The 21,494-nt window shown below is 75.6% G+C and carries 21 protein-coding genes and 2 tRNA genes; 13 read left to right on the top strand and 10 right to left on the bottom strand.

The window, feature by feature from the left end; genetic code table 11:
* Positions 1–137: 137 nt before the first annotated feature.
* The 3 genes from AB0B76_RS29105 to AB0B76_RS29095 are packed head-to-tail and all read left to right on the top strand — an operon-like array spanning position 138 to position 6,302.
* Positions 138–728, top strand: coding sequence for a class I SAM-dependent methyltransferase (locus tag AB0B76_RS29105; protein ID WP_360381496.1), 591 nt, complete (start codon positions 138–140; stop codon positions 726–728).
* 10 nt (positions 729–738) lie between these two features.
* Positions 739–3,522, top strand: coding sequence for a hypothetical protein (locus AB0B76_RS29100; RefSeq protein ID WP_360381495.1), 2,784 nt, complete (start codon positions 739–741; stop codon positions 3,520–3,522).
* Positions 3,519–6,302, top strand: a complete 2,784-nt coding sequence (locus AB0B76_RS29095; protein WP_360381493.1) for a hypothetical protein — start codon at positions 3,519–3,521, stop codon at positions 6,300–6,302. The genes AB0B76_RS29100 and AB0B76_RS29095 overlap by 4 nt, the downstream gene beginning before the upstream one ends.
* Positions 6,303–6,316: 14 nt before the next feature.
* Here AB0B76_RS29095 and AB0B76_RS29090 read toward each other — a convergent pair whose 3' ends face one another.
* Both AB0B76_RS29090 and AB0B76_RS29085 read right to left on the bottom strand, forming a co-directional pair.
* A complete protein-coding gene (locus AB0B76_RS29090) occupies positions 6,317–6,793 on the bottom strand; it encodes a hypothetical protein (protein ID WP_360381491.1) in 477 nt (158 codons plus the stop codon).
* Positions 6,794–6,835: 42 nt separating this feature from the next.
* Positions 6,836–7,297, bottom strand: a complete 462-nt coding sequence (locus AB0B76_RS29085; RefSeq protein WP_360381489.1) for a MarR family transcriptional regulator — start codon at positions 7,295–7,297, stop codon at positions 6,836–6,838.
* A 93-nt stretch (positions 7,298–7,390) separates the two neighbouring features.
* Here AB0B76_RS29085 and AB0B76_RS29080 point away from each other — a divergent pair, with 93 nt between their 5' ends.
* Positions 7,391–8,017 carry an NAD(P)H-dependent oxidoreductase gene (locus AB0B76_RS29080; RefSeq protein WP_360381487.1) on the top strand — a complete coding sequence of 209 codons (627 nt, stop codon included), beginning with the start codon at positions 7,391–7,393 and terminating at the stop codon, positions 8,015–8,017.
* On the opposite strand, the gene AB0B76_RS29075 is transcribed toward AB0B76_RS29080, so the two are convergent.
* The gene (locus AB0B76_RS29075) at positions 8,014–8,682 is read right to left on the bottom strand and encodes a dienelactone hydrolase family protein (protein ID WP_360381485.1); all 669 of its coding nucleotides are present in this window, start codon (positions 8,680–8,682) and stop codon (positions 8,014–8,016) included. The genes AB0B76_RS29080 and AB0B76_RS29075 overlap by 4 nt on opposite strands.
* Before the next feature lie 144 nt (positions 8,683–8,826).
* Between AB0B76_RS29075 and AB0B76_RS29070 the strand changes: the two genes are divergently transcribed.
* Positions 8,827–11,148 (top strand): EAL domain-containing protein, encoded by a 2,322-nt coding sequence (locus tag AB0B76_RS29070; RefSeq protein WP_360381484.1) that lies wholly within the window; start codon positions 8,827–8,829, stop codon positions 11,146–11,148.
* Here the strand turns inward: AB0B76_RS29070 and AB0B76_RS29065 are convergent.
* Entirely contained in the window at positions 11,114–12,370 is a 1,257-nt protein-coding gene (locus AB0B76_RS29065) for a condensation domain-containing protein (protein ID WP_360381483.1), read from the bottom strand. The genes AB0B76_RS29070 and AB0B76_RS29065 overlap by 35 nt on opposite strands.
* A 306-nt stretch (positions 12,371–12,676) precedes the next feature.
* Between AB0B76_RS29065 and AB0B76_RS29060 the strand changes: the two genes are divergently transcribed.
* The gene (locus AB0B76_RS29060; RefSeq protein ID WP_360381481.1) at positions 12,677–12,901 is read left to right on the top strand and encodes a hypothetical protein; all 225 of its coding nucleotides are present in this window, start codon (positions 12,677–12,679) and stop codon (positions 12,899–12,901) included.
* 106 nt (positions 12,902–13,007) lie between these two features.
* Positions 13,008–13,577, top strand: a complete 570-nt coding sequence (locus tag AB0B76_RS29055) for a Clp protease N-terminal domain-containing protein (RefSeq protein ID WP_360381480.1) — start codon at positions 13,008–13,010, stop codon at positions 13,575–13,577.
* 3 nt (positions 13,578–13,580) lie between these two features.
* On the opposite strand, the gene AB0B76_RS29050 is transcribed toward AB0B76_RS29055, so the two are convergent.
* The 3 genes from AB0B76_RS29050 to selA are packed head-to-tail and all read right to left on the bottom strand — an operon-like array spanning position 13,581 to position 16,861.
* On the bottom strand, positions 13,581–13,832 hold the full coding sequence (locus AB0B76_RS29050) for a DUF2283 domain-containing protein (protein ID WP_360381479.1): 252 nt from the start codon (positions 13,830–13,832) through the stop codon (positions 13,581–13,583).
* A 42-nt stretch (positions 13,833–13,874) separates the two neighbouring features.
* Positions 13,875–15,605, bottom strand: coding sequence for a selenocysteine-specific translation elongation factor (selB, locus tag AB0B76_RS29045; RefSeq protein ID WP_360381477.1), 1,731 nt, complete (start codon positions 15,603–15,605; stop codon positions 13,875–13,877).
* 2 nt (positions 15,606–15,607) lie between these two features.
* Positions 15,608–16,861, bottom strand: coding sequence for an L-seryl-tRNA(Sec) selenium transferase (selA, locus tag AB0B76_RS29040; RefSeq protein WP_360381476.1), 1,254 nt, complete (start codon positions 16,859–16,861; stop codon positions 15,608–15,610).
* Positions 16,862–17,021: 160 nt separating this feature from the next.
* On the opposite strand from selA, the gene AB0B76_RS29035 reads away from it, so the two are divergent.
* From AB0B76_RS29035 to AB0B76_RS29015, 5 genes are all read left to right on the top strand, one after another.
* A complete protein-coding gene (locus AB0B76_RS29035) occupies positions 17,022–17,237 on the top strand; it encodes a hypothetical protein (protein ID WP_360381475.1) in 216 nt (71 codons plus the stop codon).
* A 90-nt stretch (positions 17,238–17,327) separates the two neighbouring features.
* Complete coding sequence (locus AB0B76_RS29030) at positions 17,328–18,107, top strand: tRNA(His) guanylyltransferase Thg1 family protein (RefSeq protein WP_360381473.1); 780 nt, start codon at positions 17,328–17,330, stop codon at positions 18,105–18,107.
* The gene (locus tag AB0B76_RS29025; protein WP_360381471.1) at positions 18,104–18,607 is read left to right on the top strand and encodes an HAD domain-containing protein; all 504 of its coding nucleotides are present in this window, start codon (positions 18,104–18,106) and stop codon (positions 18,605–18,607) included. Before AB0B76_RS29030 ends, AB0B76_RS29025 begins: the two co-directional genes overlap by 4 nt.
* A 227-nt stretch (positions 18,608–18,834) precedes the next feature.
* Entirely contained in the window at positions 18,835–19,467 is a 633-nt protein-coding gene (locus tag AB0B76_RS29020) for a hypothetical protein (protein WP_360381470.1), read from the top strand.
* Between the two features lie 4 nt (positions 19,468–19,471).
* Positions 19,472–19,933, top strand: coding sequence for a hypothetical protein (locus AB0B76_RS29015; RefSeq protein WP_360381468.1), 462 nt, complete (start codon positions 19,472–19,474; stop codon positions 19,931–19,933).
* 41 nt (positions 19,934–19,974) lie between these two features.
* Here AB0B76_RS29015 and AB0B76_RS29010 read toward each other — a convergent pair.
* The 3 genes from AB0B76_RS29010 to AB0B76_RS29000 form a co-directional block, all read right to left on the bottom strand.
* Positions 19,975–20,069, bottom strand: a tRNA-Sec gene (locus tag AB0B76_RS29010).
* Positions 20,070–20,083: 14 nt separating this feature from the next.
* A complete protein-coding gene (locus AB0B76_RS29005) occupies positions 20,084–20,515 on the bottom strand; it encodes a hypothetical protein (RefSeq protein ID WP_360381466.1) in 432 nt (143 codons plus the stop codon).
* Positions 20,516–20,581: 66 nt separating this feature from the next.
* Positions 20,582–20,657, bottom strand: a tRNA-Sec gene (locus AB0B76_RS29000).
* Positions 20,658–20,696: 39 nt separating this feature from the next.
* Between AB0B76_RS29000 and AB0B76_RS28995 the strand changes: the two genes are divergently transcribed.
* A complete protein-coding gene (locus AB0B76_RS28995; protein WP_360381464.1) occupies positions 20,697–21,482 on the top strand; it encodes an alpha/beta hydrolase in 786 nt (261 codons plus the stop codon).
* Positions 21,483–21,494 lie beyond the last annotated feature (12 nt).

Genomic DNA, 21,494 nt, shown 5'->3' with positions numbered 1-21,494 from the left:
CACGATCCCCTGCAGGGCATCAGCGCCGACCACCCCGTCGTCGAGTTCGGAGCGCATGAGTTGCCGATCGGCCGGCGGGCGGCCCGATTGAGCATTTGGATAGGTTTGCACCGCAAGTTTCACGAGAGGGGGCCTGTGTGGCCGAGGACGAGAACGCGTGGCTGCGGCGCAAGGCCGAGGAGCCGGGGCACGTCGGCTGGTACGTCCAGCGCTTCCGCGACCTCGCCGCCGGCGGGGCCGACCTGGCGGGGGAGGCCCGGCTCATCGACGCCATGGTGCCCCGCGGCGCGCGGATCCTCGACGCCGGCAGCGGCACCGGGCGGGTCGGGGCGTTCCTGCACGCGGCCGGGCACGAGGTGGTCGGCGTCGACCTCGACCCCGAGCTCGTCGCCGTCGCCGAGCAGGACCACCCGGGCCCCACCTGGCTCGTCGGCGACCTCGCCCAGCTGGAGCTGCCGGTGGCCGGCTTCCACGCCGTCGTCTGCGCCGGCAACGTCATCGCCTTCGTCGCCCCCTCGACCCGGGTCGAGATCCTGCGCCGGTTCAAGGCCCACCTGGGCGAGGGCGGGCGGGTCGTGGTCGGCTTCGGCGCCGGGCGCGGCTACGCCTTCGACGACTTCCGCGCCGACGCTGCCGCCGCCGGGCTGCGTGAGGACCTGCTCCTGTCGACGTGGGACCTCCGCCCCTTCACCGCGGCATCGGAGTTCCTGGTGGCCGTGCTCGGCTGACGCTAGGGTCATGCCGATGTGGGGGCTGGTGTTCGGGGCGCTGCGGGCGCGGCGGGTGCAGGCGCTGGTGATGCTGGCCCTGGCCGCGGTGACCGCCGTCGCGGCCGGGATCGCGGCCCGGGCCGCCGACACCGCCGCAGAGAACGCCGTGCGGGCGCGGGTCGCGGCGGCCACCGTCGCCGAGCGGACCCTGCGCGTGCGCGGCACCGTGTCGAGCGGCGACCGGCCCGAGGACACGCTGCGGCACATGTCCGCCCTCGTCGACGCGCCGGTCGACGGGCGCGCCGGCGGCCTGCGGGTCCCCGGCGACCTGGTCGACCCGGCCGGCCCCCGGCGGCAGAGCGCCGAGCTGCGCTCGGCCGAGCAGCTGTGCGGCAACCTGAAGCTGCGGCAGGGCCGCTGCGTCGGCGCCGACGGCGAGGTGGTGCTCCCGGAGGAGCTGGCCCGGCTGCTCGGCGTCGAGGTCGGCGCGAAGCTCGTGCACGAGACCGGGCTGACCGGCGTGCCGGTCGCCCTGGAGGTCGTCGGCATCTTCACCCCCGCCGACCCGGCCGGCTGGTTCTGGGCCGGGCAGGACGGCGTGGCCGCCTACACCACCGCCGCCACGGTCACCGCGGCCGAGGCGACCCTCACCGCCACGTTCGACGCGGTGCTGGAGCCCGGGGCGTTCGACGACGCCGCCGAGCTGCGGGCCGTCCTCGACCGGCTGCGCAACGCCCGCTTCGAGGTCACCTCCGGCGCGCCCGCCCTCGCCGAGGCGGTGGCCGCCGACCGGCGCTCGGTGCACCGCGGCGTCGGGCTCGAGGAGGCCCAGATCCTGCTCTTCGGCGGGCTGGCGGTCGCGGTCGCGGCCGCCTACGCGGCCCAGGAGCGCCGCGGCGACGCCGCCCGGCTGGCCGTGCGGGGCCTGCCCGGCTGGCGCATCCGGGCCGCGACCGCCGGGCAGAGCCTGGTGCCGCTCGCGGTCGGCTCGATCTGGTCGCCGCGGCTGTTCGCGGCCGGGGTCGTGATCGTGGCCGCCGCCGACTGGAGCGCCACCCGCGGCGGGGTCACCGACCTGATGCGCGACGTGCGCCCGCGCCGCCCGCTCGCCGCCGCCACCGCCGAGGTCTGCGCGCTCGGCCTCGCCGGCGCCGCCCTGTTCCAGATCGTCGCCGCGCCCGCGGCCGACGTGCGCCGCGACACCGGCTTCGGCCTGGCCCAGGTCGCCCCGCTGCTCGTCGCGGCCGGCCTCGGCGTGCTCGGCACCCGGCTGCTGCTGGCCGGCGCCGGCCTCTACGGGCGCCACGCCCTGGCCGCGGGCCGGCTGAGCGCGGCCCTCGCGGGGCTGACGCTGGGGCGGCGCCGCACGGCTTTCCGCATCGTCCCCGTCCTCGCCGCGGCCACCTGTGTGCTGGCCCTGGCCGCCCAGGACTGGCAGGGCGGGGCCGCCGCCCGGGCCGACCGGGCCCGGGTGGAGCTCGGCGCCGACCGGGTGCTGCGCGTCGCCCCGGTCCCGCGGGAGCGGCTGCTCGCCGCGGTCCGCGCGGCCGACCCGGGCGGGCGCGAGGCGATGGCGGTGGTCGTCACCGGCGCGGCCGGCCCCTCGCCCGTCGTCGCCGTCGACGCCGGGCGGCTGCGCGCGGTCGCGGGCGTCGACGGGGCCGCCCTGCACCCGGCCGCCCCGGCGCCGCTGCGCTTCACCGGCACCGACCTGGCCCTGCGGGCCGGCGGCGACGGCAACCGGGTGCGGGTCCTGCTCGCCGCCGACGGCACCGGCGAGCAGGCCGTGGCCGAGTTCGGGCCGCTGTCGCACCAGCCGGAGCCGTACACCGCCGTCGTCCCGGCCTGCGCGCGCGGCTGCCGCGTCGAGGCGGTCGAGGCCGACCGGGGGACGGTCGAGCTGCGCGAGCTCACCGCTGGCGGCGCGATGGTCGTCGCCGGGGACGTCTTCGCCGACCCGGCCCGCTGGCGCACCACGGTCGCCCAGGCCGCCGCCGGCATCCAGGTCGTGCAGACCGCCGGGGTGCTGCGCCTCGGCGACGCGCAGCCGCGCACCCAGCGGCCGGTCGACAGCCGGCTGTACGTCGTGGACGCCCCCGTCCCGCTGCCCGCCCTCGCCGCCGGGGGCGCCGCGGACAACGACCGCCACGACCAGCCCGCGGTGAGCGTCTTCGGCGCGTCGGTACCGCTGGCCCCGCGCCCGGCCGCGCTCGTCCCGCGCGGCGGCGGCTCCGGCATCCTCGTCGACCTCGAGTACGCCGCCCGGATCACGGCCGTGGCCGTCGGCACCGTCCCGTCCGCCGAGCGCCCCGAGGTGTGGCTGGCCGCGGGCGCCGGCGACGCCGTCATCGCCCGCCTGCGCTCGGCCGGGCTCGACATCACCGGCAGCGACAGCCTCGCCGCCGCCACCGCCCGCGCCGACCGGCTCGCCCCGGCCGTCACCGCGCTCGGCGACGTGGCCGGCGCCGGGATCGTGCTGCTGCTCGCCGCCGTGGCCGCGTTCGTGGTCGCCGCCGTCGACCGCCGCGACCGCGACGCGGAGCGGGCGGCGCTGCGCCGGCAGGGCCTCCCGCGGCGGCTGCTGGCGCGGGTCGAGCGGCGCACCGCGGTCGTCCCCGTGCTCGTCGCCGTGGTGCTCGGCGTCCTGGCGGCGGTACTGCTGCGGGCCCTTGCCCCTCCGCCCGTGCGGGCCTTCACCGACCCGTGGCCGGTGCCGACGCCCGCGGTCCAGCCCCTGGCACTGCTCGTCGCCGGGGCGGCCGCGCTGGTGCTCTTCGGCGCCGTGGCGCTCGTGCGGGCGGGCCGCCGATGACCGCGCTCGTGCTCGGGATGCTGCGCTCCCGCCTCGGCCGCGCCCTCACGGTGGCGCTGCTCACCGCGCTGGCCACCGTCGCCGCCGTGGCCGCGCCGGTCTACGTCGCCCGCACCGACCGGCAGATCGTCGACGCCGCCGTCGCCCAGGCCTCGGTGAGCGAGCGCAACATCCTCGTGAGCGGCACGGTCGAGTCCGGCAACGACGGCACGATCCCGAACACGTTCGAGCGCCTGGGCTCGGGCTGGCTCGACGCGCCCGGCTACACGTCGGTCTTCACCGCCCAGTTCGCCGCGCAGCCGGCCGCCGTGCCGGACGCCGATCCCGAGCAGCTTTCCCGGGTGGTGTACCGCGAGGGCCTGTGCGACCACGTCGTCGTCGTCGCCGGGCGGTGCCTGATGGGCACGGGCGACACCGTGCTCGGGGTGAACGCGGCCGAGCGGCTGCACCTGCGGCCCGGCGACGCGGTCGAGCTGACCGGCTCGATGTACGACTCGACGAACAACCGCTACCTCGCCGCCGGCCCGCCCACCCCGCTCACGGTCGTCGGGATCGTGCGCGCGACCGACGGCACCGAGCCCTACTGGGGCAGCGGCGGCGCGCTGACCGACGCCGGCGGGCCCGCGTACGTCGTCGACCGGCGGACCCTGGCCACCATCGCCCGCCCGGCCGACCTGCAGACCTTCGACGCGTACCCGGAGCCGGGCGCGATCAGCGTGGCCCACCTCGCCCAGCTGCGCGAGTGGGTGGACGAGTCCGAGCGGCGCAGCAACAGCGGCGCGCGGCTCACCACCGAGCTCGGCAATCTGCTCGACCGCATCGACGCGCGCCGGGCCGACGTGCGCCGGACGGTGCCGTTCGCCGTCGCGCCGGTCCTGGTGCTCGCCTGGGCCGTCATCATCCTCGCCGTGGCCGCCGCGACCCGGGCCCGCCGCTTCGAGCACGGCATCATCGCGCTGCGCGGCGTGTCCCGCCCGGGCCGCTGGTGGCTGGCGACCGGCGAGACGCTCGTCCCGATGCTGCTCGGCGCCCTGGCCGGGTTCACCGCGATCGGCGGCTGGAGCGCCCCCGGCGCCCCGCTCTACGCGGCCGTGGCCGTGCTCGGCGCGCTGCTGGCCGGCCTGGTGGTCGGCATCCGCACCGTCTCCGGCCCGGTCACCGCGCTGCTGCGCCGCATCGACGCGCGCGGCGGGCGGTGGGGCGCCCGGCTCGCCGCGTTCGCCGCCGTGGCCGCGGCCGCCGCCACGTTCCAGGTCCGCGGCTCCAGCGGCGGCGTGGCCGGCCTCGCCCCCGCGCTGGTCCTGCTGGCCGCCGCGCTGCTGGCCGCCGTCGCCGCCCCGCCCCTCGCGGCCCGCCTCGGCCGGCTGGCCCTGCGCCGCGGCCGGCTGACCGGCGCGCTCGCCGGGCTCGGGCTGGCCCGCCGCCCGTCGTCGGCCCGCCTGCTCGCCGTTCTGGTCGTCGCCCTGTCCTCGCTGGCGTTCGCGGCCGCGGCCACGACCACCGCCGGGCAGCGCCGCGACGAGCGCGCCGATCGGGAGATGGGCGCCGCGACGGTACTGTCGGTCAGCGCCCCGAGCCGCCGCGCGCTGCTCGACGCCGTGCACGCCGCCGACCCGGGCGGCCGCCACGCGATGGCGGTCGTGCCGTTCCCGGGCGGCCTGGCCGTCGACGCGCCGCGCCTCACCTTCGGCGACGGCCTGTCCGCGTTGCTGCACCCGGGCGACCTCGGCGAGCCGGCGGTCGTCCGCGGCGGCAGCCTCAGCCTCGACATCACCGTCACCCACCTGGACCGCACCGACGACGCGTTCTCCGCCGTCGTCGCCCCGCTCGACGGCCGCCCGAACGCCACCGTCGAGTTCGGCGCCGTCCGGCCCGACCGCCACACCTACACGGCGGCCGCGCCCTGCTCCGGCGGCTGCCGCCTGCTCCAGATCGCGTTCCGCCTGGCCACGTACGCCGGCCCGGCCCTGGAGCTGACCCTGCACAACGCCCCGGCGACGGCCTGGCAGGCCCCGGCCGGCGGGACCGCCACGGCCCAGGGCGCCGACGTCCTGCTGAAGCTGCCGCCCGGCCCGGGCGCCGGCACCGGGGTCCTGCGCCCCGACAACGGCCCGGCGGTCCTGCCCGTGGTGTCGACCGGCCCGCTGCCGCCGGACGGGCAGCTGACCGTCTTCGACCGCCAGCGCCCCCTGCCGGCGACGGTCGCCGCGACCGTGCCGCGCCTGCCCCGCCTGGGCACCAGCGGCCTGCTCGTCGACCTCGAGTACGCCGACCGCCTCTCCACCGACAGCTCCGCGACCGGCGCGCAGGTGTGGCTCGCGGCCGACGCGCCGCCGGCGCTGCTCGACGCGCTCGCCGCCAACGGGGTGACGGTCACCGAGCGGCGCACGATCGCCGACGCCCGGGCCGCCCTGGCGGGGGAGGGCTCGGCGCTGGGCCTGCGCTTCTACCTCGTGGCCGGCCTGCTGGCCGTGGTCCTCGCGGCGGCGGCCCTGCTCAGCGGTACCGTCGAGGGCTCCTCCGGCGACCTGCGGGCGCTGCGGGCCCAGGGCCTGGCGGCGCGGCGGGCCCGGGTCGTCGAGCCGCTCGCCGCCGTCCTGCTTGTCGCGTTCGCGGGGGTGGTGGCGGTGCCGGCCACGGTGGCGGCGTGGGCGGCCGCGGCCCCGCCCGAACTGCGCGGCGTGCCGTCGCTGGGGCCGCCGGCCCTGGCCCTGGGGGCGGCGCTGCTCGTGCTGGCCGCGGTGGCGGTGGTGACGGCCGCGCGCCCCCGCCGCCCTTGACGGTGCCGGGGTGACTACGAGCGGCGGCTGATGAACGTGTGGATGCGGGCCGCGATCTCCGGCAGCTCGCCCATGCCGTCCACCACGAGGTCGGCGAGCTGGCGGCCGGGCGCGACGGTGCGGGCGTGGGCCTCGCGCCCGCCGTCGAGGTACGCGCGCAGCACCTCCCGCGGGTCGTCCTGGCTCAGCGCGCGCCGGGCCAGGCTCAGGTCCAGGGGCGTGTCGACGTAGACCGTCCAGCGGGCCGCCCACCGGATCGGGGACAGCGCGAGCGCGTACACGCCCTCGACCACGACGAGCGGGGCCTCCTCGTGCGAGTCGAGGCGCTGCTGCAGGGACGGCAGGTCGACGCTGTGCTGGTCGGGGCCGGCGCTGTCGGCGAGCCCCACGACCGGCGCGTCGAGCAGCCGGGCCACCGCGTCGGCGATGGTGCTCTTGCCCGCCCCCGCCGGGCCGCCGATGACGAGCAGGGGCGGCAGCACGCGCATCACGAGGCGTGACCCTACCGTGCGGGCGGCCCCCGCACGAACCCGTCAGCGCGCCGGGCCGAGCGGGATGACGGTCGATGCGTCGTGGGCGCGCAGGACCTTGCCCAGCGCGGCCGTCACGGCCTGCGCCTCGGCGCGGGTCATCCGGCCGGTGAAGTGGCGCTCGATCCCGGCCAGGTAGGTGGGGGCGGCCGCCCTGAGCCGCCCGCGGCCGGCCGGGGTGAGCTTGGCGAAGGCCGAGCGCTTGTCGTCGGGGTTGGCGACCCGCTCGACCAGGCCCGCCCGCACGAGCTCGTCGACGACGCGGCTCACCCGGCTGCGGCTGACCACCGCGGCGGCGCCCAGGGCCGACATGGTGAGCCGGCGGCCGGGGGCGGCGCTGAGCTCGAGCAGCACGTCGTACCAGGTCAAAGGGAGCCCGTGGGCGGCCTGGAGCTCCTGGTCGAGCACCGGCGTCAGGGCCGCGTGCACGCGCAGCAGCGCCGCCCAGGCGGCCGTGGAGTCCATGCTCACACCGTAGCAGTCTTGTGCGCGCGCACGCACATGGCTAGCTTCTCCCTCAGAAGGTGCGTGCGCACGCACGTAACATGAGGAGGAGCAATGCCCAAGCTGCTGCACATCTCGGCGTCCCCGCGGGGCGAGCGGTCGGAGTCGCTGGCCCTCGCGGCCGCGTTCCTCGACGGGTACCGCCGGCTGAACCCCGGCGACGAGGTCGAGGAGTGGGACCTGTGGGACGGGAGCCTGCCCGAGTTCGGGCCCGCCGCCGCGGCCGCGAAGATGGACGCCTTCGCCGGGCAGGAGCCGACCGGGGCGGGCGCCGAGGCGTGGCGCCGGGCCCGGGCCGCGTTCGAGCGCTTCGCGGCCGCCGACAAGTACCTGTTCTCCGTGCCGATGTGGAACGCGGGCGTGCCGTACATCCTCAAGCAGTTCATCGACGTGGTGAGCCAGCCCGGGATGGTCTTCGGCTTCGACGGCGAGCTGGGCTACTCCGGCCTCGTCACCGGCCGCCGGGCCGCGGTGATCTACACCAGCGCCGTCTACGGCGAGGGGCGCGGCCCGGCCTTCGGCGCCGACTTCCAGGCCCCCTACCTGGAGAGCTGGCTGCGCTGGGCCGGCATCACCGACATCGCGTCCGTCGAGTTCCGGCCCAACCTGGCCACCACCGAGGTCGGGGCGCGCCGCGAGCAGGCCCGCGCCGACGCCGCCGACGCCGCGAAGAAGCTCTAGAGGAACTCGATCACCCGCCGCCACGCGTCCTCGGCCGCCGGGGTGGTGCCGTCGAGGAAGAACGCGTGCGGCGTGTCCGGGTAGACCACCACCTCGTGGCCGGGGATCGCGGCGGCGATCCGCGCGACCTCGGCCGGCGGTACCACGTGGTCGCGCTCGCCGACGAGGAACAGCAGCCGGCCGCGGATGTCCGCGGCGAGCGACAGCGTGGGCTCGGGCCGGCTCAGCGGGATCTCGGTGCCCGTGAGCCAGCCCGGGAACAGCACCACCGTCGCGTCGACGCCGAGGCGCGCCGCGGCCAGGAACGCGGCGTGCCCGCCGAGGCTCACGCCCAGCAGGCCCGTGCGGGGGCCGGCCCCGCCCGGCCCCCGCAGCCAGTCCAGGCACCGGCCCACGTCCGCGACCACCTCGTCGCGGTCCATCCGGTGCATGAGCGCGAAGCCGCGCCGCCGGCCCTCGTCGTCCTGCGGCAGCTCGGCGCCCGGCTCGGTGCGGTGGTACAGGTCCGGCGCCACGGCCAGGAAACCGGCGGCCGCGAGCCGGTCGGCGCCGCGCCGCACGCTGCCGTCCACGCCGAAGAGCTGGTGCAGGACCACCACCCCCGGGTGCGGGCCGGGCCCGTCCGGCCGGGCCACGTAGACAGGCATCCCCGCGAGACTCAGCATGCCCCGACGCTAGGCCCGCCCGCCCGGCCGCGGCCAATCGCGATCGTGATGGCACCGATAGCCGAACCCCCGCGAAACGCCCGCGCGGTGCGGTACCGTATCCGCCGTACCCGTCCAATCACCTGTGGTGAGGATGGATCCACTTTGCCGCGCGGAACCGCCTCCAAGCCGCTCCTCGTCGCGTCCGTGTCCGTGGCCGTCGTCGTCGCGCTGGGCGGCTCGGGCCTGCTCTCGCCGTGGTGGTCGCAGTTCGTCGACGACCTCGGCCAGTTCGGCGCCGGCCTCGCCGCGACCCTGGCCTGCTGGCTCACCGCGGCCCGCCACGCCGGCGCCCAGCGGCGCTGGCGGCTGTGGATGGGCGGCGCGGCCTGCGGCTGGACCATCGGGCAGTTCATCTGGAGCTGGTATCAGCTGTTCCGCGACGACGCCCTGCCGTCCCCGAGCGCGGCCGACGCCGGCTACCTGACCCTGCCGGTCTTCGCGCTCCCGGCCATTATCTCGCTCGCGGTGGCCCGCCCGCCCGGCGACGGCCCCCGCCGCCGCCCCGGCCAGCTCGTGATGGTGCTCGACGGGCTCATCGTGGTCGGCGCGCTCTTCGTGCTGACCTGGGGGACCACCCTCGGCTCGGTGGCGCGCGCGGGCGCGGCGACGCCGTTCGCGTACTCCGTCGCCATCGCCTACCCGGTCACCGACCTCCTGCTGACCGTCATCGTGATCCTGCTGGTGGCCACGTCCGCGCCCGCCGCCCGCGGCCAGCTGACCGTCCTCGGCGCGGGGCTGCTGTGCCTGTCGTTCTCCGACAGCTTCTTCGCGTACCTGGTCTCCAAGGGCGCCGAAAGCATGCCACCGCTGGCCGACGCCGGGTTCGTGGCCGGCATGGCGCTCGTCGCCGTCGCCGCGCTGACCCCGGGCCATCCGGCCGCGGCGCGCCCGGCCGCCCGGCACGGCCGCTGGGCCCACCTCATGCTGCCGTACCTCCCGGTCGCCGGCACCGGCGTGCTGCTCATCGTCCAGCTCGTGCGTGGCATCAGCATGGACGGCGTCGAGATCGCCGTGGAGACCGCGGTCATCTCGCTGCTCATCATCCGCCAGGCGGTGACGCTGATCGAGAACGCGGTGCTGCTCGACCGTGTCTCCGACAGCCAGGCGCGGCTGGCGTACCAGGCCTTCCACGACGCGCTCACCGGCCTGTCGAACCGGGTCCTGTTCCACGACCGGCTCGAGCACGCCCTCGCCCTGCACCACCGCGACGGCCGCCCGCTCGCCGTGCTCTTCTGCGACCTCGACGACTTCAAGGGCGTCAACGACCGTTTCGGCCACCACGCCGGCGACCGGCTGCTGCGCCAGGTCGCGACCCGGCTGCGCGCGGCCGTGCGCGACAGCGACACCATCGCCCGGGTCGGCGGCGACGAGTTCGCGGTGCTGCTCGAGGGCGGCGGCGACCCCGGCGAGCCGGCCGAGCGCATCATGGCCGCCATCGGCCGCCCCTTCGACGTCGGCGGCGAGACCGTCAACGTCGGCGTGAGCATCGGCCTGGTCGAGGCGGGCGGGCACGGGGCGGTGCCGAGCGCCGACGCGCTGCTGCGCCGGGCCGACGCCGCCATGTACGCGGGCAAGCGCCAGGGCAAGGGCGCGCTCGTGCGGTACCGTGTCGACCTCCCGGACGGCACGGGCAGCTCCGACCTGGCCGAGGCGCTCGCGGCGACCCTGCGCGACGGGCACGGCCTCGACGTGCACTACCAGCCGATCGTCCGGCTGGCCGACGCCACCGTCGTCGCCGTCGAGGCCCTCGCCCGCTGGAACCACCCGAGCCTCGGCCCGGTCTCCACCGACGTGTTCATCGCCACCGCCGAGGAGATCGGCCTCATCCGGCTCGTCGACGACTTCGTGCTCGACCGGGCCTGCCGCGACGCCGCCGCCTTCCGCGGCTCGTGGGCGAGCATCGCCGTGCACGTCAACACCTCGGCCGCGCGCCTGGGCCGCCCCGAGCACGAGGCGACCGTGCGCGAGGCGGTGCGCCGCCACGGCCTGGCCCCGCACCGCCTGCTCCTGGAGCTCACCGAGACCGCGCCGCTGCCGGATCTCTCCGCGGCCGCCGGGGCCGTGCACCGGCTGGGCCGCTTCGGGGTGCGCTTCGCGCTTGACGACTTCGGCACCGGGTACAACGCGCTCGCCCAGCTGCACGCGCTGCCCGTCGACGAGGTCAAGCTCGACCGGACGTTCACCGTGGCCGGGGGCCGCAGCGAGGCGATCTGCCGCTCGATCGTGCAGATCTGCACGGGCATGGGCGTGACGGTGGTGGCCGAGGGCGTCGAGAGCGCCGACCAGGCGGTGGCCATGGCCGCGATCGGCTGCCGCTACGGCCAGGGCCACCGCTTCGGGGCGTCGGGCCCGCTGGCCGAGGTCGCGCCGGCGGACGCGCTCGACTCGGCTACGGCGCCGACAGACGCTCCATCTCCCGCATGACCTCCTCGGCCGCCGCCGGGTCGAGGTGCGCCGCGTCCAGGTAGACGCTCAGCCGCAGCGTGCCCGGCACGTCGTCGATGTGCACGAACAGCGGCTCGAACGCCGGCGCGTCCTGGGCCGTGACCCACCGGAACGCGGACTCGCCGGGCTCGATCGGCTCGTCGCGGGACGGGCCGCGGCGGTCGTTGAAGTAGCAGCCCAGCTCGACGTCGTACCGGTCCATGAGCCGCTGCATCTCGCCGTGGTGGAAGTACGCGTACTTGTACGCCGCCATCGTCACCCGCCGCGCGCGCCCGAGCAGCTCGGCGAAGTCCCCGGCCGCGGCCGGCAGGCTGAGCAGCCCGGCCTGCGCGAGCGTGCACACGACCCGGGCGAGGCCGGGCCGGAACCGGTTGCTCACCATCGGCCGGATGACCACCGGGTCGGAGCCGAGCACGTTGTGCAGCGCGCCGGCGAAGGCCGCCAGCAGCACGGTCGAGCTGTCGAGGCCGGTGCTCTGCGCCCATTGCCGCGCGGCGATACCGAGAGCCGGGGACGTGTACTCGCCGTGCCAGTACCGCGGTTTCGTGGAGTTCCCGGTTGGTGGAAAACGCCGCGGCGGTACCGTGCGCAGGATTTCGTCCCAGTACCGCTGGGCCGCCGCGTTGTGCCGCCGCCCGGCCGGCGACGCCTGCCAGTGCGCCTGCGCGAGGGGCGGTAACCCTTCGACAGGCGTCTCGGTGCGCGCGGCGACCTCGGTGAGCATCGTGAGCGCGCCGGCCGCGTCGGTGACGAAGTGCGAGACGAGCACCGCCATGTGCGTGAGCTCGTCGTTCTGCCGCACGATCGCCATGCGCAGCGGCCACTCGGTGGCGAAGTCGAGCTGCTTGGCCCGCCAGGCGTCGCAAAGCTTCTCGGCGGCCTCGCCGGGATCGGCGGCCCCGGCGTCGACGATCTCGAGGTCGATCTCGCCGCTGCCGTACACCACCTGCGTGGGCGTGCCGTCGGGCGCGAACCGCAGCAGGGTGCGCATCGGTTCGTAGCGGGTCATGAGGTACCGCAGCTCGGCCGCCACCTCGTCGACGGTGGTGCCCGGGGGCAGCGGCTTCACGCCGCCCAGCGGCAGCCACGTGCCCTGTTTGACGATCGCGGACCAGTTCTCCAGCTGGCCCCAGGACAGCGGGCCCTCGCCCGCCGTACCGCCCTCGAACCCGACGCTGACTCGCTCCGGCGCAGCAGGCATCCGCCGGCCCTCCCATCCTCGTGACGGCAGTGCACGGCCTCCCGAGCCCGGCCGGCCTCGATGCGCGGCGGGCTGAGGCGGCCTGCGAGACGTGGCGGGTCGCAGCAGGACGCATCGGCGTTCGTCGTAGCGTACGGACGGGTGATCGCCGGCACCATGCGCCGGATGTAGGATTGCGCGCATGACTGCCGGGTCGGCCGTGGGCCGTTCACGGAAGGTGCGCCCGGCGCACTGTTGATCGGCCCTCGGGGCCCGCCCTCCCTCGCGCTCGCTCAGCGGAGTCTGCGTAGAAGGGAGGTGAAGTGCATGATCCGCTCTGCGAACTGGGACGCGTTCGTCGCGCGCCACGGCGTCGGCTCCGTCGTCTCCGGCGTCGTCACCCGGCTCACGCCGTTCGGCGTGTTCCTGACGGTGGCCGGCGACATTCCGGGCCTGCTGGTGACATCGCAGCGCCCGGCCGTCGGCAGCACGCTGGCCGTGCGAATCCGCGCGCTGGACTTCGAGAACGCGCGCATCGAGTTCTCCAGCTGATCTCCGACGAGCTGTCGTGAGGAACGCGGACTGGGACCGGTCGGGCTTTGCGGCCCGGCCGGGCCCGGCTCGGCGGGGCGGTGCCGGCGTGGGGTAGAAACATGTCGTGTTTGCGCACTTCACCACCGACGCCCGCGCCGTGCTGACCCAGGTGCCCGGCTTCGCCCACGCCGCGTCCCGCCCGAGCATGGAGCCGATCGACCTGGCCCAGGCCCTGCATGCCCACCGCAACGGCAACGCGGCCGAGATCTGGACGTCCCCCTGGCCGGCCACGGACTTACCGGCGTCGCCCCCGCAGATGTCCTTCGACAAGCCGACCAAGGTCGCGCTGGAGCAGTCCCTGCACATCGCCCTGGCCGCGGGCGCGGAGCACATCGGCACCGAGCACCTGCTGGCCGCCCTGGTCCGCACGGGCCCCGCCGACGTGAAGGAGTGGTTGTCGGAGCGCGGCGCGACCCCGGAGGCGGTCGACGCCCTGCTGACCCGCCTGGCGGGCGGCCTGCACCAGGAGAGGCCGGCCGAGACCCCGACGGCGAAGGACCGCCGCGAGTGGAAGCGGGCCAAGGCCCGGCAGGAGGGCCAGAAGCCGCCGGGGCTGCCCCCGGCTTACACGATCGCCCTGGTGGTGCTCGGGGTACTGGTGGTGCTGGCCCTGTGCGTCTGGAGCGGCCCGTAGCCCTCACCGCTCCGCGTCGAGCACGGCCTGCAGGAGCGCGGGCGGCAGGTGCGCGCGGGCCCCGATGATTTCGAGACCGAGGACGTGACCGCGGGCGTCGAGATCGAGGTTCAACATGCCGTGCCGGGAGTCGAACGTGATGGTCCGGTCGACCCCGGCGTCGGCGATGGGGTGCTGCAGATGGACGTAGGCCGCGTCGGCCTCGTCGTCGTAGGTGCAGACCAGCGGGATCGTCGCCTTCTTGTACACAGTCACCAGGCTGACATACGCCGGCCATCGGCGGCTCCACGACCCGCGCTAGCTCACGGTGTCCGTCGTGTGGCGGCCGTCCGCGGTGCGTCTGGTCGATCCCCGGCGGTGCAGGAACTCCAGCAGCGGTACCGCCACCCGCCGCGTCGTTCCCAAGGCCTGCCGCGCCTCGCTCAAGGTGAACGGCTGCGGCAGCCCCGTGAGGCGCTCCAGCGCGGCCGGCGGGGCGTCCGGCAGCAGCACGATGCCGTCCGCGATGCGCAGCAGCAGGCCCGCCTTCGCCGCCGCGCCGAGCTCCTTCGGGCCCAGGCCCAGGGCGGCCAGGCGGTCGGACTCCGGGGCGGCGAACGGGTTCGCCGCGAGGCCGGCCCGGACGGCGTCGATGGCGCGGGACAGGCGGGGTGGCAGGCCCGTGCCGGTACCGATGCGCCCGTTGCGGATCGTCAGCGGCGGGGTCAGCAGGCGCTCCACAAGGGACCGGTCGGGCAGGCCCAGGCGGCGGCTCATCGCGTCCACCGGCGGGTCCGGGTCCACCGGGTGCTGCGCCGCGTAGGCCCGGACCTCCGACGCCAGCCGGGCCCGCAGCGAGGCCGCGTGGTCCGGGTCCAGCAGCCAGCCCTCGCCGGGCGCCGGGATGCCCATGCGCCGCAGGGTGTCCGCGTGCACCAGGCGGCGGCGGTGCAGCTCGCCGGCCAGGTCGGGTGCGCCGTCCATCTTGGACAGTTCCAGGGACCGGGCGGCCGCGGCGCCGCGGCGGGTCAGTGGGGGTGGGGAAACGTCCAGGACCGTCACGCCGCCGGGGATGCGGTGGCGGCCCGGGTCGCGCAGGAGGGCGCGGTCGCCCAGGTGCAGGGGTAGCGGGCGGGCCAGGCGCAGGCGGGCGGTGTCGTGGCCCAGGGGGCGTACCCGCGCCGCGACCGCCGCCGATCCTATGTGGAACACGACCGAGGCCGGCAGGTCGGCGACCGGGTCGCCGTGGACGCGCACGTCGAGCAGGTCGGTGCGGACGAACCGGCCGGGCGTCACGAGCGCGTCGCCCCGGGTCACGGCCGCGCGTTCGACGCCGCGCAGGTTCACGGCTACGCGCGCTACGGCGTCCACTGTGGATTCGGGCGCTCCGAGCGACTGCAGGGCTCGTACGCGTACCGCCGAAGCATCCAGCTCCAGATCGGCGTCCGCGGTCAGGCGTCCGGCGCCCAGGGTGCCGGTGACCACGGTGCCGCTGCCGCGGATGGTGAAGGCGCGGTCGATCCAGAGCCGCACGGGCGCGTCGAGGTCGGGCGCCGGCAGCGCGGAGCCGAGGCGGTCCAGCGCGGCGCGCAGGTCGTCCAGGCCGGCGCCGGTGACCGCGCTGACCGCGACCGTCTCGACGGGGCCGAAGGCGGTCAGCCGGGCGCGGGCCGCCCGGGTCGCCGGGCCGGGGTCGGCGAGGTCGGCGCGGCTGACGACGAGCAGCAGATGGCGTACCCCGAGCGCCTCCAGCGCCGCCAGATGCTCCGCGGACTGCGGCTTCCAGCCCTCGTCGGCCGCCACGACGAGCATGGCGGCCGGCACCGGGCCGGCGCCCGCGAGCATGTTGGGCACGAAGCGCTCATGCCCCGGTACGTCCACGAACGCCACCGTCGCCCCCGACGGCAGCCGCGTCCAGGCGAAGCCGAGGTCGATCGTCATCCCGCGGCGGCGCTCCTCGGCCCAGCGGTCGGGCTCCATCCCGGTGAGCGCCCGCACGAGCGTGGACTTGCCGTGGTCGACGTGCCCGGCGGTGGCGACGACCCACATGCTCAGCGGCCCGCCGCGCGCAGGACGGCGGCCGCGACGGCCTTGTCCTCCGCCTCGGGCACGCAGCGCAGGTCGAGCAGCAGCCGGTCCCGCTCGACCCGGCCGAGCACGGGCGGCTCCCCGAGCCGCAGCGGTTGCGCCAGTACCGCCGGCAGCGCCAACCCCGCCGACGCCAGCTCGACCGCGGGCGCCCCGCCGCCGCCGACGACGGCCACGCAGTCGACGACCTCGGCGTCGAGGTCGCCCAGCTCCTGCCGGATCGCCTCCGCCCGCCGCCGCAGCTGCGCCACGTCGGCGCGCAGCCCGCGCCAGGTGGGCGTGTCCGGCCCGAGCAGCGTCGCCTCCAGCGCGGCGAGGGTGAGCTTGTCGACGCGCAGCGCCCGGGCGAGCGGGTGCCGCCGCAGCGCCTCGACCAGGTCGGCCCGGCCGAGCAGCAGGCCCGCCTGCGGCCCGCCGAGCAGCTTGTCGCCGCTGGCGGTCACGAGGTCGGCCCCGTCGCGCAGCACCGTGGCGGCGTCGGGCTCGTCGGGCAGCAGCGGGTCGGGCCCGAGCAGCCCGGAGCCGATGTCCACGACGAGGGGCGAATCGAGGGCCGCGAGCTTGTCGGTCGGTACCGCCGAAACGAACCCCCGCTGGAAGAAGTTCGACGGGTGCACCTTGAGGATGAACCCGGTCTGCGGCCCGAGCGCCGCCCGGTAGTCCTCCAGCGACGTCCGGTTGGTCGTGCCCACCTCCCGCAGCCGGGCCCCGGTCGACACGAGAAGGTCCGGCAGCCGGAACCCGTCACCGATCTCGACGAGCTCGCCCCGGCTGACGACGATCTCACGCCCGGCCGCGAGCCCCGTGGCCACCAGGACGAGCGCGGCCGCCCCGTTGTTCAGCAGGTGTACCCGCTCAGCCGCCGGCACCCGCCGGGCCAGCGCGTCCAGGGCCCCGCGCCCGCGCCGCGCCCGCCGGCCGGTCTCGAGGTCGAGCTCGACGTCGGTGTACCCGGCCGCGCCCGCGATCGCGCCGACCGCCTCGGCCGACAGCGCGGCCCGCCCCAGGTTGGTGTGCAGCACGACGCCTGTCGCGTTGAGCACGGCCCGCATGCTGTGCGCCCGGCGCAGCCGCCGCTCGGCCGCCTCGACCACGTCGCCGGCCCCGATCTCGCCGCGGCGGACCCGGTCGAGCTCTTCGCGTACCACCACCCGGGCGCGGTCGCGCGCGAACCCGGCGAGCCGCGGATCATCGAGCACCGTGTCGGTCCTGGGCACCGCCCGTCGCGGATCCAAGGCAGCCCTCACTCTCAGCGTCTGTGCCCTTCCACGCTAACAGCGCGGAGTTATCCACAGGCCGCGATCCGTACTGGCGCGCAGGGGGTGACGGACCGCATCCTGAGGGTGACATCGGCGCATCGAGATTCGGGAGTCGGCCGTGGCGATCCTGGAGTGGACGGGCAAGGTCCTGCTGGCCGTGGGCGTGGTGGTCGCGCACGGCGCCCTGCTCGCGGTGGTGCTGACGGCCCTGTTCGCCCGGCGCCAGCTCGGCACCGCGGCCGACGCCATGATGTGGGCGGGCTGGTGCCTGGGCAGCGCGAGCGCCTGCTTCTGGCTCCGCCGCCAGGTCGGCCGCGAACGGCAACAGCGATGACCCGGGCCCCGTGAGAAATGTGCGTGCGGCGGGCGCTCGGACGTGTTGCCATCGAGGGCGACCATCAGCAGCGCACCCCGGGGAGTGATCGTGGGCACCGACGGCACCGGTCTCGGCGACCGCATGAAGGGGTACGAGCGGGTCTCGAAGGCGATCCTGCCGGGCCGCACGTACAGTCTGCTGCGCGTCGACGGCCGGGCGTTCCACACATACCTGCGCGGCGCGGCCAAGCCCTACGACGAGGGGTTCATGGCCGGCATGGACGCCGTCGCCGAGGTGTTGTGCGCCGAGATCTCCGGCAGCGTGTTCGCCTACACGCAGTCCGACGAGGTCTCCGTGCTCGCCGTCGACTTCGCCACGCCCGGCACGCAGCCGTGGTTCGGGGGCGAGGTGCAGAAGTGGTGCTCGGTCGCCGCCTCGCTCGCCACCGCCGTGCTCAACGAGCGCCGGCCCGGCGCGCGGGCCCTGTTCGACGCGCGCGTCTTCGCGATCTGCGACCCGGTCGAGGTGGCGAACTACTTCATCTGGCGCCAGCGCGACGCGGTCCGCAACAGCATCTCCATGGCCGCGCAGGCGCGGTTCACGCAGCGCGAACTGCACGGCGTCAACTCGGCCCAGGCCCAGGAGATGCTGTGGTCGCGGCACGGCATCAACTGGAACGACTACCCGGCGGGGTGCAAACGGGGCCGGGTGACCGTCCGCGAGACGGGCGAGCGCTCGGTGACGTACACCCACCGACAAACCGGGGCGGAGGCCACGATTTCGGCGACGCGCTCCTGGTGGGAAACCCGCCCGGCGCCCCACTTCACGCCGGCCGGGTTCCTGGCCGCGACGATCCCGGCCCTGCCGGCCCTGGGCGCGGCCGCGTGACCACCCCGCCGGTCTGGCTGCTGGACGTCGACGGCGTCATCAACGTACGCAGGCCGCAGTGGCACGCCCAACCGCACCACGGCACCGCGTTCAGCGCCGGCATGGGCTGGAGGATGCGCTGGGCGCCGCAACTGATTGCCCGCATCCGCGCCCTGCACCGCACCGGCGCCGCCGAGGTCCGCTGGTGCACGTCCTGGTGCGCGGAGGCCGACCAGCTGGAGCGCCTGTTCAGGCTCCCGGCGTTCGGCCGGGCGTTCCCGGACGAGACGCCCGGCGACGGCCGGAAACTCGCCGCGGCGCGGGCGGTCCTCGCCGAGGGCCGCCGGCTGATCTGGACCGACGACGCCGAGGTGCCGGTGCCGCAGGAAGAGCCGGAGTTGTACTCCGAACTGACCGCCGGCGGGCACGCCCTGCTGATCAGACCGCACGAACGCGACGGCCTGCGCCCGGCCCACCTCGACCAGATCGAAGCCTTCGCGCGCGCCCCGAGTACGGCATGATCGGTGGGCGATGACCAGAACCGGGGCATCCAGCACCGCAGTCGAATGGCCTCCCTGACTTCCACGGGGGCGGCTCTGGCCCCGACCAGCGCCCATCCTGGAGTCAGGCCTCGCTGAGGGATGTGGGCGGCCCGCCTGCGCTGGTCACGCACCAACGGGCACCAGGGCGGGCACGCCCTGGTGCCGTCCAGTACGCTGCTGCGCGTCGCGCAGGGGAGGGGCAGCGCATGGGTGCGAAGGACTGGATGCTGTTCTACGCCGAAGGCGACGTACGCCCGGTGCTCCAGGCCGCGCCGCCCCTGGACCGGGCGGCGACCCGGAGCTTCGTCGAGCGACTGTATCCCGGGCACCGGCTGACCGAGGTCGAGGACGGCACCCTCGCACGCAACACCAACCCGGCCGATGGGTACGTGTACGCCGGCTGCTTCCCCGGGCTGTCCATCGTGTGCACCGGCGACGTCGCGCTGGACCGGCCCTCCGCACTCGACCGGCGCTTCCTGGGCGAGGCGAAGGGCCGGACGCTGTACCTGCACGCGATGCACAGCGTCGTCGACTGGCTCGCGTTCGCGGTGTGGACCGGGGACGGCCGGCTGTGGCGGTCGCTGAGCCTGTCGCCGGAGCACGGCGTCCAGGAGAACATCGGCCCGCCGTTCGCGTTCGAGGCCCCGTACTGGGCCGGCGAGCACCCGGTCGAGCCGGACGAGGACGAGGACCCGTACCCGTTGCCGTTCCACCCCCTGGAGCTGGCGGAAGACGTCCTGCGCGAGTGGTTCGGCTTCGTCCACGAGGGGCAGCCGTACGCCGACGACCCGGACCTGTACCGCATTCCCCTGGCCGGATTCCTCGCCACGGCACGATGAAGGGGTGACGTACGAGCCGCACGCCGATGGCAGGGACGACCGCCCGGTCATCGCCGTCAACGATCGCGGCCTGACCCTCGGCCGAGACGCCGAAGGCACCTGGATCATCTGGAACGAGGACGACACCGTCTGGCCCCGGCACACCGTGTGGCTCGCGTACGACCGCCTGCTCTGGCTCCTGCCGCTCCTGCAGCAGCCGCCGCAGCAGGACGTCGTCGACACGCTCTCGGCCGTCGAGGGCGGTGGCGAGCTGCTCGCCGCGGTGCTGCGTTACGCGCTGGGCTGCTGGAGCGACTACTGGGCCGGACTCGCACTCGGTTGGCTGGAAACCGGCTACCCGGCAACCGGGCTCCTCGACGCGCTCCGCGCCCTCAAGGACTCCACCCGGCAACCCGTCCGGCATCGAGCCCTGAGACTGTGGCGCAAAGCCACCAAAGCCGACCCCAACCCGGACCGGATCGTCTAGCCGGAGCTGTCACGGATCAAAGTCAGAACACCCCGGCTGGTTGGCGGAGACGGACGGGAATCGAACCCGCCTGGCCCGGGTTCCGGACCACACCAGTGTTGAAGACCAGGACGTTCACCAGAACGCGTACGCCTCCGGTGCCGAGCGTACTTACCAGCTCGCGGACCAGGTGTACCAGGGTCCGTCGAGCATTCGGAACCGCGGCCCCTCCCAGGCGCCGTTGCCGAGCCCGGTGCCGAAGCCGCCGGGGAAGTACCCCCAGCCCACATCGTCGAAGCCCAGCAGCGTCTCGTGTTCGCCGGCGTAGAAGATGTAGCCGCCGTCGACGGCGTACGCACTGCCGACCTTGCACGCCCCGATCAGGTTGGGCACCGTGACCGGATCGAACAGGTCATCCCCGCCGCGCGGCGCCGGCAGCCCCTGCACGAACGCATCGAACGCGTCCCGCTGGAAACACCCGGGGAACGCCTGCGCCTCCCGCGCCCGCTCCTGCGCCAGGAACAGCGCCCCGACCCCGATCATCGCGCCGACGAGGACCCCGAGGACCATTCCGACAATGATCAGCCAGCGAGCGACGCTCATAGCGCGCAGTCTGCCAGATCCCGTCCCGTCCCGGCGTCCCGCGACGCTCCGGCCAGGGCCGAGCCATGACGGGAATCGAACCCGCCTGGCCCGGGCTCCGGACCACACCGGTGTTGAAGACCAGGACGTTCACCAGAACGCGTACGCCTCCGCCCCACACTTTAGCCACTAGGGTCGTTGCATGACGTACGCCGAGGTGAACGGGGTCTCGCTGTGGTACGAGGAGCACGGCGAAGGTGAGCCGCTCGTCCTGCTGCACGGCGGGTTCTGGACCGTCGAGATGTTCGGGGCCTTCCTGCCCGCCCTGGCCGAGCGGCGCCGGGTCGTCGCCGTCGAGCTCCAAGGGCATGGGCACACCCCCGATGCCGGGCGGCCGCTGCGGTACGAGACCTGCGCCGACGACGTCGCCGCGCTGGTCGGGGTGCTCGGGTTCGACCAGGCCGACGTGGTCGGTTACTCGCTCGGGGCCGGCACCGCCATCCGCGTCGCCGTTCAGCACCCCGACGTGGTCCGGCGGCTCGTCGTGATCTCCACGCCCGTCCGGCGCGCCGGGTGGTTTCCCGAGGTGCTCGCCGGGATGGCGCAGCTCGGGCCCGAAGCGGCCGAGGGCATGAAGGCGTCGCCGTTGTACGCGGCTTACGCCAAGGTTGCGCCGAGGGTCGAGGACTGGCCGGTGCTCGCGACCAAGCTGGGGGAGCTGCTGCGGCGCGACTACGACTGGTCGCCCGAGGCGGCGCGGATCCGGGCGCGGACGATGCTCGTGTACGCCGACGCCGACTCGGTCCCGCCCGCGCACATCGCCGAGTTCTACGCGCTGCTCGGGGGCGGGCTGCGCGACGCGGACTGGGACGCGTCGAAGCGCGTCGCGTCGCGGCTGGCGATCATTCCCGGGCGCACGCACTACGACATCACCGAGGCGCCGTCGCTGCCCGGCCTGATCGAGGAGTTCCTGACCGATCCGCATTAGGCGACGTCGATG

The organism is Dactylosporangium sp. NPDC049140 (assembly GCF_040648435.1).
The sequence above is the reverse complement of the archived record's forward strand: the minus strand, read 5'-3'. Positions and strand labels throughout refer to the sequence as shown.